Below are 14,274 nucleotides of genomic sequence, written 5' to 3' on the forward strand. Positions count from 1 at the left end.
CCGACTGACGAGAGTTCCGTTACGTACCGCATACGTACCGCCACGGGGGAAAGGTCTCGTCCATGCGTATCCGTTCCGTACGCCGTCGTACCGCGCTCACCGCCGCCCTTGCTCGCCGTACCGCACTCGCCGCCGCCCTTGCCGTGCTGGCCGCCACCGCCGTCGGCACGACCGCGGCCACGGCATCGGCCACGGCGTCCGCCACCGTCACTCCGCCGCGCTTCCTCTCGCCGAGCGAGCTCCCGCCGCACGCGTCCTCGCCCTGGTACGCCTCCAAGGTCACTCCCGGGCTGCCGGACCCGGAGCCGTTCTGCCTCGAAGGGGGCGTGGTGCCCGGCGGCGCCGGCACGTACCACCGCAGCTACTGGACCGAGTACGACACCGGCGCCGGGCAGGTCGGCGTGGTGACGTCCGACGACGACAGCGCGCGCCGGCTGGCGGCGAAGCTGCGCGAGAAGGTCGCGCGCTGTGCCGGCGACTGGCTGCACGACAAGCCCGGCGGCACCGCGTCCTGGAAGGACTACGGCACGGTCACCGCGGCGGACGGCGGCCGGGTGTACGGCATCCACACCTCGATCCCGGAGTCCGAGCCGGGCGTGCACCTCTTCGGCGTGGGCCGGTCGGGCCGTACGGTCACGGTCGTGCAGTGGGGCGAGATGGGCAATCTCGACCAGGCGCCGGTACCGGCCTTCAAGGCCACCCTCCGCCAGGCGCTCAACAAGCTCTGAGCCGACAAGCCCTGAGCCGACAAACTCCGAGCCGACAAGTTCCGAGCCGACAAGTTCGGAGAGCCCCGGCTCAGGCCAGCCACTGGTCGTACGCCATCGAGCACAGCAGCGCCGCGACGACCACGACCAGCACGCCGCGCACGAATCCGGCGCCCTTCTTCAGCGCCATCCGGGCGCCGGCCGTGCTGCCCGCGAGGTTGAACGCCGCGAGCAGCGCGCCCAGCCCCCACAGCACGGTGCCCTGGTAGGTGAACATCGCCAGGGCACCGATGTTGGTGCAGACGTTGACGACCTTCGCCGTCGCCGACGCGGTCACCAGGTCCATGTGCAGGACCGCCGCCAGCGCGATGACCAGGAACGCACCGGTGCCGGGGCCGATCAGCCCGTCGTAGAAGCCGATGCCGAGCCCGGCGATCAGCACGCCGGCGATCACCCGCTGCCGGGTGACCGGGCCCGACGGCGCGGGCGCGGTCCCGAAGGACGGCCGGAGCAGCACGAACGCGAGCACGCCCAGCAGCACGACCATGATCAGCGGGCGCAGCACCGCGCTGTCCAGCCCCGCCGCGAGGAACGCGCCGCCCAGCGAACCGCCCGCGGCGGCGAGCCCGATGCGCACCGCGGACGGCACGTCCAGCGGCGTCTTGCGTACGTAGGTGATGGCCGCGCCCGTCGTGCCGACCACCGCCGCCGACTTGTTGGTACCGAGCACGAAGGCGGCCGGCACGTGCGGGAGGCCGACGAGCAGCGCGGGCAGCAGGATCAGCCCGCCGCCGCCCACCACGGCGTCGATCCAGCCGGCCGCCAGCGCGGCCAGGCAGAGCAGGAGCAGAGTCGTCATGGATATGTCAGGCACCTGGTGATCTTACGGACCACCGGCCGTCAAGGGGCGGGGAGTTATGGATCTATGGTGGGCAGTTATGGACTCCGAGATCTTTTCCCTGGGCGGCGGGCTGCCGGTGCGACGGCTCGGATACGGCACGGCGCAGCTGACGGGGCCGGGTTACTGGGGTCCACGGCACGCCGACCCGCGGGACGCGGTGGCGGTGCTGCGGCGCGCGGTGGAGCGCGGCGTGAACTTGATCGACACCGCCGACAACTACGGCCCCGCGGTGGCCGAGGAGTTGGTCGCCGAGGCCCTGCATCCGTATCCCGAGGGCCTGGTGATCGCCACCAAGGGCGGCGTGGTCCGGACGAGCGCGGACGCCTGGCACATCGACGGACGGCCCGAGTCGCTGCGCGCGATGTGCGACGCGAGCCTGCGACGGCTCCGCCGAGAGACCGTCGACCTGTACCAACTGCACCGGCTGGACCCGAAGGTGCCGCTCGCCGACCAGTTGGGCATGCTGCTGGAGCTGCGGGAGGAGGGGAAGATCCGGCATATCGGGCTGGACACGATCGGGCCGGAGGAGCTGACCGCCGCGCTGGCGCTGGCTCCGATCGCCTCCGTGCAGAACCGGTACAACCTCATGGACCGCGGCTCGGAGGAGCTGCTGGCCCGCTGCGAGCAGCAGGGCATCGCGTTCCTGCCGTGGTTCCCGCTCGGCAACGGCGGGCTGACCGGCGGCGCCGCGCGCGCCCTCGACCTGGTCGCGGAGCGGCACGGCGCGAGCCACGGCCAGATCGCGCTGGCCTGGCTGCTGCACCGCTCCCCCGTCCTGCTGCCCACGCCCGGTACGGGGTCGCTCGCGCACCTGGAGGAGAACCTCGCCGCCGCGGACCTGGCCCTGAGCCCGGCCGACATGAAGCTGCTGGAGGACGCGGCGGGCTGAGCCCCCAGCCTTGAAAATCCCCGGTTCTCCCGAGCCGTCCGGGGTCACGCCCAAGGATCCACCGGCACCACGTCCACCGCCCGCCCCCGGTCGTCCAGCGCGCGCCCCATCAGCTTGGACTGCTTCAGGACGATCGCCCGGTCGTGCAGCTGGAGGTGCGGCAGCCGCTCGCCGAGCTGGATCTCCAGCCGCTGCACGTCCTGGATGGACTGGAGCCAGAGCGTGAACAGGAGGTTCTGCCGCCCGGTGACGGCCGCGCAGAGCCGCACCTCGGGCAGGCCCAGCAGGACCCGTGCGGTCTCCGTCAGGTGGGTGGCCGGCACGCTCGCCCACAGGGTCGCCGAGACCGGCCACTCGGTCAGCTCGCGGGCCACCTCGCAGCGCACCGCGATGTCCCGGTCCCCGAGCAGCCGGCCGAGCCGGCGCCGTACCGTGGGCGCGCTCAGCCCGACCGCGCGCCCGATCTCCACGGCGCTGCCCCGGCCGCCCCGCGACAGCTCGGTGATCAGCGCCCGGTCCTGCGCGTCCAGCGGCGCGGCGACACCCTGCGGCGCCTCGGCCGTGCGCAGCGCCTCGCGCTGCCGGGCGTCCAGGGCCCGCAGCCGCCAGCGGCTGCCCTCGCCGTAGACCCGGGTGGCGATGGCGGCCCGGGTGGCGGTGACGCCCGGCAGTTCGGCGATGCGCCGCAGCAGCAGGTCGGAGAGGGCGGCGAGGCCCGGTACGAAGACGGTGATGACCAGGTCACGGCCGCCTGCCATGTGCTCCACGGTGACCACCTGCGGCAGCCGTACGAGCGTCTCGGTGACCGTCTCGACGCTGCCGGCCACGCAGTCGATCTCCACGAACGCCACGCACATCCGGTCCAGCCGCCGCGCCCCCGGATAGGCGGTGACCCACGCGAGCCCGGACCGCTCCAGGCGGCTCCAGCGGCGGGCCGCGGTGACGGGGTCGATGCCCAGTACCGGGGCGAGCGTCTGCCACGAGGCGCGCGGCGCGATCTGCAGGGCGTGGACCAGCTGGGCATCGAGCCCGCTCAGCTCCAGAGGGATGTTTTCCTGCATGGTCACCGCCTCCTCGACGCTTTCCTGCGTCCTGAGGGTAATCCGTTTCCGTCGGTTCGGCCGCTGGCCAGCATGGCGATTCATTCGAGCCATTCGGCACCGCCTAAGAGCCAGGGTTATGACACCGGCTCTCACACCGGACGTTCGGTCGTCCGGGCCTACGAGACGAGGTCGGCGATGACATCAGCGACATCAGCGGTCGCGGCAAGAGCCGCGGACACCCCACGCACGGCGCACGGCAACGGGCGCAAGGCGCTGCTCGCCGCCACCGTCGGCGGTGTCGTGGAGTCCTTCGACTGGGCCATCTACGCCGTACTGGCCCCGTACTTCGCCGCGGCGATGTTCCCCGGCCACGACCCGGTGACCAAGCTGCTCGCCGCCTATGTGGGCTTCGCGGTCGGCTTCGTCGTACGGCCCTTCGGCTCCTACGTCGTGGGCCGGATCGCCGACTCGCGCGGCCGCCGGTTCGCCCTCACGCTCAGCATGGCGGTCATCTCCGGCGCCAGCATCCTGATCGCGGCGCTGCCCACCGCCGCGCTGATCGGCGCCGCGGCGCCCGTGCTGCTGATCGCGCTGCGGCTGGTCCAGGGCCTTTCGATGGGCGGCGAGAACCCCAGCGCCGCCGCGTACGTCACCGAGACCGCCCCGCGCCACCTGCGCTTCCTCTACAGCTCGATCTCGTACTCGGGCGTGGTCATCGGCAACATCCTCTCCTTCGGCGTGCTGACGCTGCTGCTGGTCGCGTTCGGCGAGGACGGCGTGCGCGGCGGCGGCTGGCGGATCGGCTTCCTGGTCGCGGCGGCGCTCGGCCTGCTGGCGCTGTGGATCCGGCGCGGCGTCGAGGAGAGCGCCGAGTTCGCGGAGGCCGGCGCGGCGGGCCCAACGGCCGCCGAGCGGCGCGTGCTGTACCGGTCGAACCTGCGCAACATGGCGGCGGTCTTCCTGATCTCGGTCGGCGCCACCGTCGGGTACTACTACGGCACCACCTACCTCCCCCAGTACGCGCAGCAGCTCGGCGTCGTCTCCGGCACCGAGTCGGCCGCCTCGATGCTGGGCCCGCTGGTGCTGCTGGTCGCGGCGATGGTCGTGGTCGGCAGGCTCGCCGACCGGCTGGGCGCGCTGCGCACCCTGCGGATCGGGCTGTGCCTGCTGGCCCTCGCCACCGTGCCGCTGATGCTGGCGCTGGCCCACGGGGCGCTGCCGATGTGGCTGGTCACGGTGGTCTACCTGGCGCTGATCGCGGCGCCCATCGGGCTGACCAACGTGCTCTTCGCGCAGCTCTTCCCGGTCGCGGTGCGGGTGGTCGCGATGGGCGTGCCGTACACGATCGCGATCGGGCTGTTCGGCGGCACGTTCCCGCTGCTGGCCCAGGCCATGGCCAAGGCCGGGCAGCTGACGCTGGTGCCCTGGTGGGCCGCCGGGGCCGCCGCCGTCTCCCTCGCGGGCACCTTCCTGATCCGCCCGGCGAAGGCCAAGCTGAAGCCCACCGAGACCACCAGCCGCTGATCTGTTCCACCCCCTCACCGAAGGAGTACAGATGAACCTGCGGGACGACGCCCGTGCCCTCTCGGGCGACCTCGTACAGCTGCGCCGCACGCTGCACCGCATCCCCGAGGTCGGCCTTGACCTGCCGCGCACCCAGGAGACCGTGCTGGCGGCGCTGGACGGGCTGCCGCTGGAGACCAGCACCGGCAGCGGGCTCAGCTCGGTCACGGCGGTGCTGCGCGGCGCGCAGCCGGGCCCGACGGTGCTGCTGCGCGGCGACATGGACGCGCTGCCGGTCGCCGAGAAGACCGGCCTGGACTTCGCCGCCGACTCCGGCCGGATGCACGCCTGCGGCCACGACCTGCACACCACCATGCTCACCGGCGCCGCCAAGCTGCTCTCGGCGCACCGCGACCGCCTCGCGGGCGACGTGGTCTTCATGTTCCAGCCCGGCGAGGAGGGCTTCGACGGCGCCGGGCAGATGCTGGCCGAAGGCGTACTGGACGCCTCCGGCCGGCGCCCGGACGCCGCGTACGCGATCCACGTGATGTCCGCGGGCCTGCCGAGCGGCGTCTTCGGGACCCGCGGCGGCCCGGCGCTCGCCGCGTCCAACGTCCTGAAGGTGACCGTCAACGGCGAGGGCGGCCACGGCTCGATGCCGCACCGCGCCAAGGACCCCGTGCAGGCCGCCTGCGCCATGGTCACCGCGCTCCAGGCGTGGATCACCCGCACCTTCGACGTCTTCGACCCGGTCGTGCTGACGGTGGGCACCTTCCACGCCGGTACCCAGCAGAACGTCATCCCGGACACCGCCACCTTCCACGCGACGGTCCGCAGCTTCTCGCCGGCCGCGCAGCAGAAGGTCAAGGACGGCTCGGTCGAGGTCTGCCGGGGCATCGCGCAGGCGTACGGGGTGGACGTCGACGCGCGGTTCATCGAGCAGTACCCGGTGACCGTCAACGACCACGCCGAGGCGGACTTCGTGGCGCACACCGTCCGGGAGGCGCTCGGCGAGGAGTGCTACGCGCCGCTGCCGCAGCCGCTGCACGGCTCGGAGGACTTCTCCCGGGTGATCGCCGAGGTGCCGGGTGCGATGCTGACGCTGGGCGCTCCGCCCGCCGGGGCCGACCCCGAGACCTCCCCGAACAACCACTCCCCGCTCGCCGTCTTCGACGACGCGGTACTGGCGGACGGCGCCGCGGTCTACGCGGAGCTGGCGGCCCGCCGCCTCGCCAAGGCGGCATAAGACGCTGTCCAGGCTCCTTCAAGGCTCCGCTCTCCTCACACGGCACCCCAGCGTGTGAGGAGAGCAGCGTTCCCTGGGGGAAACGACCGGGATGCGGCCGGGTAACAGCGGCGTCGCACGCTGCTGTGCATGACCTCGAAACAGCGCGTGGTGGTGATCGGCGGCGGAATGGCCGCCGCCCGGCTCGCGCGGCAGCTCGGCACCGGCGACAGCCGGGGGGAAGCCCGGTACGCGGTGACCGTGATCGGCGAGGAGCCGCACGCGCCGTACAACCGCGTGCTGCTCGCCGAGGTGCTGGCGGGCCGCTACACCCCCGAGGTGATCGCGCTGCCGGTGGTGTCCGGCGCGCGGTGGCTGAGCGGGGTGCGCGCGGTCCGGGTGGACCGGGACGCGCGGCGGGTGCTGTGCGACGACGGCCGCACCGTTCCGTACGACACGCTGGTGTTCGCCACCGGCTCCAACCCGGTACTCCCCCCGCTGCGCGGCCTGTTCACGCCCGGCGCCCATGAACTGCCCGACGGCGTCCACCCGTTCCGCACGATGGACGACTGCCAGGCCCTGAGCGCGGCGGCCGAGGGGACCCGTGCCGTGGTCATCGGCGGCGGACTGCTGGGCGTCTCGGCCGCCCGGGCGCTCGCCGAGCGCGGCGCACAGGTCGTCCTCGCCCACCAGGGCGAGCACTTGATGGAACGTCAGCTGGACGCCGAGGCCGGCGCACTGCTCCTCGCCCACCTGAAGGACCTGGGCGTCGAGGTGCACACCGAGTGCCGCGTCCGCGACCTGCACACCGAGGGCGGCGCGGTCCGCGCGGTGGAACTGGCCGACGGTTACGAGCTCAGCGCCGACCTCGTCGTCCTGGCGTGCGGTGTACGGCCCCGCACGGGCCTGGCGCACGCCGCCGGACTGACCGTCCGCCGCGGCATCGTCGTCGACGACGCGCTGCGCACCGACGATCCCCGCATCCACGCGATCGGCGACTGCGCGGAGCACGACGGCGTGCTCTACGGGCTGGCGGGACCGGCCCTGGAACAGGCCGACGCACTCGCCGCCCGGCTGCTCGACGACGCGGGCGCCTACCGCGGCACCCGCGCCCTCACCCGCCTCACCCTGAGTGGCCCCTCCCCCACCGCACAGACCCCCGTCCTCGACCTCGCCGCCTTCGGCGAGACCACCCCGGCACCCGGCGACGACGTCATCCGCCTCAGCGACGCCACCCGCAGCGCGTACCGCCGGGTCGTCGTCCGCGGGGACCGGCTGGTCGGCGGCATTCTTCTCGGCGATCTCGGCACCGTCGGCGCGCTCGCCCGTACCTGGGAGGGCGACGAACCACTGCCCGCCGCTCCCGTGCTCCACCTGCTCACCAACGATGGAGGCCACTGACCATGACTGCCGCACCCACGACCGGCGCACCTACGATCGTGCTCATCGGCCACGGAATGGTCGGCCAGCGCTTCCTGGAGGCCCTCGCGGAGCGCGGGGTGACCGACACCGCCCGCGTGGTCGTCCTCTGCGAGGAGCCCCGTCCCGCGTACGACCGGGTCCAGCTCACCTCGTACTTCTCCGGCCGCAGCCCCGAGGACCTCTCCCTCGTCGAGGCGGACTTCATCGAGAAGCACGGCATCGAACTGCGTCTGGGCGACCCGGCCGAGACCGTGGACCGCGCCACCCGCACGGTGACCGCCCGCTCCGGCTTCACCGTCCAGTACGACCAGCTCGTCCTGGCCACCGGCTCCTACCCCTTCGTCCCGCCGGTCCCCGGCAAGGACAGCACGGGCTGCTTCGTCTATCGGACGATCGAGGACCTGCTGGAGATCGAGGAGTACGCCAAGAATTCCCGTACCGGCGTCGTCGTCGGCGGCGGTCTGCTCGGCCTGGAGGCGGCCGGCGCGCTCACGGGCCTGGGCCTGGACACGCACGTCGTGGAGTTCGCGCCGCGGCTGATGCCGGTACAGGTGGACGACGGCGGCGGCGAGGCGCTGCGCCGCACCATCGAGGACATGGGCGTGACCGTGCACACCGGCGTCGGCGGCAAGGAGATCGTCGCGGCCGCCGACGGCGCGGTGACCGGCATGGACCTGTCCGACGGCGCCCGCATCGACACCGATCTCGTGATCTTCTCGGCGGGCGTCCGGCCGCGCGACCAGCTGGCCCGCGACTGCGGCCTGGAGGTCGGCGAGCGCGGCGGCATCAAGGTCGACGAGCAGTGCCGCACGGCGACCGACCCCGCGGTCTTCGCGATCGGCGAGTGCGCGCTGGCCGTCGACGGCCGGGTGTACGGCCTGGTCGCGCCCGGTTACGAGATGGCCGAGACCGCGGCCTCCGCCATCGCCGCTGTCGAGACGGCCGGCTTCACCGGCGCCGACACCTCCACCAAGCTCAAGCTGCTCGGCGTGGACGTGGCGTCCTTCGGCGACGCGCACGGCACCGCCGAGGGCTGCCTGGACGTCGTGTACGCCGACTCCCGCTCCGGCGTCTACAAGAAGCTGGTGATCGGCCAGGACGGCACGCTGCTCGGCGGCATCCTGGTCGGCGACGCCGAGGCGTACGGCACGCTCCGGCCGCTCACCGGCAGCGTCCCGCCCGTCGCCCCCGAGCAGCTGGTCCTCCCCGCCGGCGCCGGCGCCCCCGTCGCCCTCGGCCCCTCCGCGCTCCCCGACGAGGCGGTCATCTGCAACTGCCACAACGTCACCAAGGGCACCATCCGCGCCGCCGTCACCGAGCACTCCTGCGGCACGGTCCCCGAGGTCAAGAAGTGCACCAAGGCCGGCACCGGCTGCGGCTCCTGCGTCAAGGCGCTGACCACCCTGGTCAACGACGAGCTGGAGCTGAACGGCGTCACCGTCGACAAGGGCCTGTGCGGCTGCTTCCCGCACACCCGCGCCGAGCTGTACGAGATCGTCCGCACCCTGCGCCTCACCTCGTACGAGGAGCTGCTCGCCTCGCACGGCCGCCCCGAGGCCCGCGACGGCGACGGCTGCGAGGTCTGCAAGCCGGCCATCGGCTCGATCATCGCCTCGCTCGCGCCCACCCTCGGCGCCAGCGGCTACGTCCTGGACGGCGAGCAGGCGGCGCTGCAGGACACCAACGACCACTTCCTCGCCAACCTCCAGCGCAACGGCTCGTACTCGATCGTGCCGCGCATCCCCGGCGGCGAGATCACCCCCGAGAAGCTGATCGTCATCGGCGAGGTGGCCCGCGACTTCGGCCTCTACACGAAGATCACCGGCGGCCAGCGGATCGACATGTTCGGCGCGCGAGTGGACCAGCTGCCGAGGATCTGGGCCCGCCTGGTGGACGCCGGATTCGAGTCCGGCCACGCGTACGGAAAGGCGCTGCGCACCGTCAAGTCCTGCGTGGGCCAGACCTGGTGCCGCTACGGCGTCCAGGACTCCGTCCGCATGGCCATCGACCTGGAGCTGCGCTACCGGGGCCTGCGCTCGCCGCACAAGCTGAAGTCCGCGGTCTCCGGCTGCGCCCGCGAGTGCGCCGAGGCCCGCGGCAAGGACTTCGGCGTCATCGCCACCTCCAACGGCTGGAACCTGTACGTCGGCGGCAACGGCGGCGCCGACCCGCGCCACGCCGACCTGCTCGCCCAGGACCTCTCCGACGCCGAGCTGGTCCGCCTGATCGACCGCTTCCTGATGTTCTACATCCGCACCGCCGACCGCCTGGAGCGCACCTCCGCCTGGCTGGAGCGCATCGAAGGCGGCCTGGACCACGTCCGCGACGTCGTCGTCCACGACTCGCTCGGCCTCTGCGCGGAGCTGGAGGCGCTGATGGCCGACCACGTCGCCCACTACCGCGACGAATGGGCCGAGACCCTCGACGATCCCGAGCGCCTGGCCCGCTTCGTCTCCTTCGTCAACGCGCCCGACGCGCCCGACCCGTCCGTCCGCTTCGTCGCCGAGCGCGACCAGATGAAGCCGGACCTGGACCTGCTCGCCGGCCCCACGCTCCCCGTACGCACCCTGGAAGGGACTGTCGCCCGATGACCGAGACCCTCGAACGCCCGCTGACCACCGGCACGATCGAACTGCGCACCGACCGCGGCTGGCTCTCCGTCTGCGCCCCCTCCGGGCTCGTCCCCGGGCGCGGCGTGGCCGTGCTGCTGCCCGACGGTGGTCAGGCGGCGGTCTTCCTGGACCGCGCCGGCCGTCCGTACGCGATCGGCAACCGCGACCCCTTCACCGGCGCCTACGTCCTCTCCCGCGGCCTCACCGGCTCCGCCGACGGCCGCCCGTATGTCGCCTCCCCCCTCCTGAAGCAGCGCTTCGACCTGGAGACGGGCGCCTGCCTGGACGACGCGGCGGTCTCGGTCCCGGTGTACGAGACCCGCGTCGCCCCGGAGACGGCGGAGACCGCGGCGGCCGCCTGACAGCCGACCGCTCCCCCAACCCGGCCGCCCCGCCCGCGCCTTCCCTGCCCTGCCCGGCGCGCGGCGGGGCGGTCGCACGCGGACCGCCCTGTGTACCGGCGTACGCTGGCAAGAGCGCTACGGACGAGTACATACGTACCGAAAGGTTCAGGCAATGGCCCGCCGCTGGAACACGTCCCACATTCCCGACCAGACCGGCCGGCTGGCCGTCGTCACCGGGGCCAACAGCGGCCTCGGCTACGTCACGGCCCGGGAGCTCGCCCGCCGCGGCGCCAGAGTGATCCTCGCCTGCCGCGACAAGGACCGCGGCGCCGCTGCCGCCGCCCACCTGCACGCCGAACTCCCCGCTTCCGACATCGAGCTGCGCACCCTCGACCTCGCCGACCTGGCCTCCGTCCGCGCCTTCGCCGCCGACCTGGCCCCCACCCGCCTCGACCTGCTCGTCAACAACGCCGGCGTGATGGCCCTGCCGCACCGCCGCACCGCCGACGGCTTCGAGATGCAGTTCGGCACCAACCACCTCGGCCACTTCGCGCTGACCGGCCTGCTCCTCCCCGCGCTGCTCGGCACGCCCGGCGCCCGCGTCGTCACGGTCTCCAGCGGCTTGCACGCCCTCGCCGACGTCGACCTCGCCGACCTCAACTACGAGCACCGCCGCTACCGCCGCTGGATCGCCTACGCCCGCTCCAAGTCGGCCAATCTGCTCTTCACGCACGAGCTGGCCAACCGCCTCGCCCGCGCCGGCTCCGATGTACTGTCCGTGGCCGCGCACCCCGGCTACGCCGCCACCAACCTGCAGACCGCCGGCGTCCGCATGGAGGGCCGCACCCGCGCCGAGCGCGCCGTCCTCCTCGGCAACCGCGTCATCGCGCAGCCCGCCGAGACCGGCGCGCTCCCGGCCCTGTGCGCGGCCACGGCCCCGCACATGAAGCCGGACGCGTTCCTCGGCCCGCAGGGCGGCCTCCGCGGTGCCCCCGCACCGTCCTTCCGCGCCCCGTGGACGAAGGACGACACCACGTCGGACGCCCTGTGGACCGCCTCGGAACAACTGACGGGCGTGACCTACGACTTCACCCCTGGGTCGCGGGCCTGACGTTCTGGTTCACGTGGAAGAAGTTGTCCGGGTCGTACGTCCGCTTCACGCCCGCGAGGCGGTCGTAGTGGTCGCCGTAGGTGGCCCGGACCCGGTCCTCCCCTTCCCCCTCGCCGAGGAAGTTCACGTAGCCGCCGCCCATCGAGTGCGGGTGCAGCGCCTCCCAGTACCCGACGCTCCACTCCTTGACCGTCCGAGCGTTGGCCGGGTCGGGATCGATCCCCGCGAAGACGCCGGACCAGAGCGCGTCCCGGTAGTTCCACGCGGTCTCGTCGTTCCCGACCCGGTGCGCGGCGCCGTCGACCGGATACAGGTGCATCGTCGACAGCCCGTCCGGCAGCCCTTCCGCGTACGTGAGATGCGCGTCCAGCGCGGCGTCCGGAATCCGGTCGAAGAAATTGCCGCGCCAGTACCACTGCAGTCCGGGCGGCATCAGCTCGTCGAACATGGTCTGCAGCGCGGGATACGGCATCGGCGCCGCGAAATGGAAGGCGGGCTTTCCGGCCTCTCGTACGGCGGCGAGCGCATCGCCCAGCCGCTCCATTTCACCCGTCCAGCACCACACCACGCCGCACATCTTCCGCCCGTGGATCTCTTCGGGGAACGGCGGCCCCGGCGGCACGTTCAGCACCGCGAAGAAGCCGTACAGATCGTCCCCCTGCCGCGGCAGGAATTCCCGGTACCAGGCCAGTACTTCACGCGTCCGCTCGGCCGGCCACACCGTGATCCCGACCCCCACCGTGCTCACCGGATGCAGCCGGTAGGTGAAGGACGTCACCACTCCGAAATTGCCGCCGCCACCGCGCAGCGCCCAGAACAGATCCGCGTGGTTTTCCTCGTCCGCACGTACGAAACTGCCATCCGCCAGTACGACGTCGGCGCCCAGCAGACTGTCCACGGTCAGGCCGTACTTCCGCGTGAGGTACCCGTGCCCGCCGCCGAGCGTCAGCCCGCCGACGCCTGTCGTGGACAGGATGCCGGTGGGTACGCCGAGCCCGAAGGGGTGCGTGGCGTGGTCGAGGTCGGCGAGCAGTGACCCGCCGCCCACCTGCGCGGTCCGCGCGCCGGGATCGACCCGCACCCACCGCATCGGCGCGAGGTCGACGGTAACGCCCCCGTCCACGATCCCGAGCCCGGGCCCGCTGTGTCCCCCGCCCCGCACGGCGAGCTCCAGCCCTTTCTCGCGTACGGCCCGCACCGCGCTCATGACGTCGGCGGCGTCCGAGCACCGCACGACCGCACCGGGACGCTTGTCAATCATCCCGTTGTAGACCTTGCGAGCCTCGTCGTACCCGGAATCCTCCGGCCCGATAACCGGCCCCCGCACCGCATTCCGCAGCCCGTCAAGAATTTCCCTGTCCATGGCGCCTCCAGTGGCGAGCCGGGACAAATACTTCGTCCGCGCTGCGGGGTTCCGTGCGCGGCTGCTGGTTGAGCTTGTGGCGCTCGATGGAGGATTGCCGGTAGACCTCTTTGCGGGCCCGCATGATGTTGCCCAGCGGGGCGTGCTCGGCGGTGACCCGCCAGGGTGTGAAGGACAGCGCGTCCATTTTCTCCAGGTTGTCCTGGCCGGAGATGTCCTGGCGCGGCAAGCGCAGCCTGGCCACGGTGACGAACGGCGAGAGCCGTTCGGGCCACTCCACGGTGGTGTCCTCCACCGGCATCCGCTCCAGGTCGGTGCAGAGCTGTACCTGGATGTCGAAGGCGTAGGGCCGCTCCCGCAGCTCGGCCACCAGGGCCGGCCGGAAGACCTCCGGCGCCGAGGTCGGGTCGATGGCGCGCTGGACCACCGCGGCCGCGCAGCGCGGGTCGGGGGCGATGCGTACCTTGGCGATGTAGTTCCCGTGCCGGACGGCGCCCATCGTCCAGTAGGTCGACAGCAGTACGTTGACCGGGGCGAGGTGTGACAGGCGCAGGAAGGCCAGGAATTCGTCCCAGGCCCAGTCGTCCTGGTCCAGCGTTCCCTTTCCGGTCACGAACTCGGCGAAGAATCGGTGCGCGCCGGGTCGGCCCTGGGAGAAGTACTCCGGTGCGTTCAGGAACAGGTCCTGGATGAACAGGTAGTGCTCGACCGTGTTGCAGAAGAACACCGGCGCGTTGATGTTGGCGTAGTCGAACGTGCCTGTGTCCGGTTCGTCCTCCAACAGGGTCGGGCCGTCGATGCCGAAGATCTTCAGCGCCAGTCCGGTCGCGCTGCCCAGCCGGGCGTCGGCTCCGGCGTGGGGTGAACCGTTGGAGAAGCGGATGAGCGCGTCGTGGGTGCCCGGCGTCGCGTAGATGCCTTGCGCGTACTCGGGAGGGAGCCCGGGCAGGATCTCCACCTGCCCGCGGACCAGCCCGTACCCCTTGGCGTGGGCGTCGCGGACGGCCCGGCCCGTGCCACCGGCCGTGACCGACTCGGCGATGAAGCGCCGTGTCTTGTCGAGCACCGTCTGCAGGTGACGGTCGAAGTGCGGGTCATCGTCCTCGACATCCCGCGTGTAGGGAACGAACCGTGCTGCCATGACGTCGACCTCT

12 protein-coding genes are annotated in these 14,274 nt (G+C 72.4%); 8 read left to right on the forward strand and 4 right to left on the reverse strand.

Features of this window, described 5'->3' with window-relative positions; translation table 11 throughout:
- The first annotated feature begins 62 nt into the window (after positions 1 to 62).
- A complete protein-coding gene (locus ACZ4MH_RS23475; protein ID WP_351592325.1) occupies positions 63 to 728 on the forward strand; it encodes a hypothetical protein in 666 nt (221 codons plus the stop codon).
- A gap of 70 nt (positions 729 to 798) precedes the next feature.
- Here ACZ4MH_RS23475 and ACZ4MH_RS23480 read toward each other — a convergent pair whose 3' ends face one another.
- Complete coding sequence (locus ACZ4MH_RS23480; RefSeq protein WP_351592322.1) at positions 799 to 1,581, reverse strand: TSUP family transporter; 783 nt, start codon at positions 1,579 to 1,581, stop codon at positions 799 to 801.
- A gap of 64 nt (positions 1,582 to 1,645) precedes the next feature.
- On the opposite strand from ACZ4MH_RS23480, the gene ACZ4MH_RS23485 reads away from it, so the two are divergent.
- The gene (locus tag ACZ4MH_RS23485; protein WP_351592319.1) at positions 1,646 to 2,497 is read left to right on the forward strand and encodes an aldo/keto reductase; all 852 of its coding nucleotides are present in this window, start codon (positions 1,646 to 1,648) and stop codon (positions 2,495 to 2,497) included.
- A 44-nt stretch (positions 2,498 to 2,541) separates the two neighbouring features.
- Here the strand turns inward: ACZ4MH_RS23485 and ACZ4MH_RS23490 are convergent, their stop codons facing one another.
- Positions 2,542 to 3,558: an Lrp/AsnC family transcriptional regulator gene (locus tag ACZ4MH_RS23490; RefSeq protein ID WP_351592316.1), complete on the reverse strand. Its 1,017-nt coding sequence runs from the start codon at positions 3,556 to 3,558 to the stop codon at positions 2,542 to 2,544.
- 177 nt (positions 3,559 to 3,735) lie between these two features.
- Here ACZ4MH_RS23490 and ACZ4MH_RS23495 point away from each other — a divergent pair, with 177 nt between their 5' ends.
- From ACZ4MH_RS23495 to ACZ4MH_RS23520, 6 genes are all read left to right on the forward strand, one after another.
- On the forward strand, positions 3,736 to 5,064 hold the full coding sequence (locus tag ACZ4MH_RS23495; protein ID WP_351592313.1) for an MFS transporter: 1,329 nt from the start codon (positions 3,736 to 3,738) through the stop codon (positions 5,062 to 5,064).
- Between the two features lie 31 nt (positions 5,065 to 5,095).
- Complete coding sequence (locus ACZ4MH_RS23500) at positions 5,096 to 6,289, forward strand: M20 metallopeptidase family protein (protein ID WP_351592311.1); 1,194 nt, start codon at positions 5,096 to 5,098, stop codon at positions 6,287 to 6,289.
- Positions 6,290 to 6,418: 129 nt separating this feature from the next.
- A complete protein-coding gene (locus ACZ4MH_RS23505; protein ID WP_351592308.1) occupies positions 6,419 to 7,669 on the forward strand; it encodes an NAD(P)/FAD-dependent oxidoreductase in 1,251 nt (416 codons plus the stop codon).
- 2 nt (positions 7,670 to 7,671) lie between these two features.
- Entirely contained in the window at positions 7,672 to 10,281 is a 2,610-nt protein-coding gene (nirB, locus tag ACZ4MH_RS23510; RefSeq protein ID WP_351592305.1) for a nitrite reductase large subunit NirB, read from the forward strand.
- Positions 10,278 to 10,664, forward strand: a complete 387-nt coding sequence (gene nirD / locus ACZ4MH_RS23515) for a nitrite reductase small subunit NirD (RefSeq protein WP_351592302.1) — start codon at positions 10,278 to 10,280, stop codon at positions 10,662 to 10,664. Before nirB ends, nirD begins: the two co-directional genes overlap by 4 nt.
- A 154-nt stretch (positions 10,665 to 10,818) precedes the next feature.
- Positions 10,819 to 11,757 (forward strand): oxidoreductase, encoded by a 939-nt coding sequence (locus tag ACZ4MH_RS23520; RefSeq protein WP_351592299.1) that lies wholly within the window; start codon positions 10,819 to 10,821, stop codon positions 11,755 to 11,757.
- Here ACZ4MH_RS23520 and ACZ4MH_RS23525 read toward each other — a convergent pair.
- A complete protein-coding gene (locus ACZ4MH_RS23525) occupies positions 11,735 to 13,120 on the reverse strand; it encodes an FAD-binding oxidoreductase (protein WP_351592297.1) in 1,386 nt (461 codons plus the stop codon). The genes ACZ4MH_RS23520 and ACZ4MH_RS23525 overlap by 23 nt on opposite strands.
- Positions 13,101 to 14,261: a catalase family protein gene (locus tag ACZ4MH_RS23530; RefSeq protein WP_351592294.1), complete on the reverse strand. Its 1,161-nt coding sequence runs from the start codon at positions 14,259 to 14,261 to the stop codon at positions 13,101 to 13,103. Before ACZ4MH_RS23530 ends, ACZ4MH_RS23525 begins: the two co-directional genes overlap by 20 nt.
- Positions 14,262 to 14,274: the final 13 nt, after the last annotated feature.

The sequence above is a fragment of the Streptomyces sp. NPDC026301 genome (genome assembly GCF_055567935.1).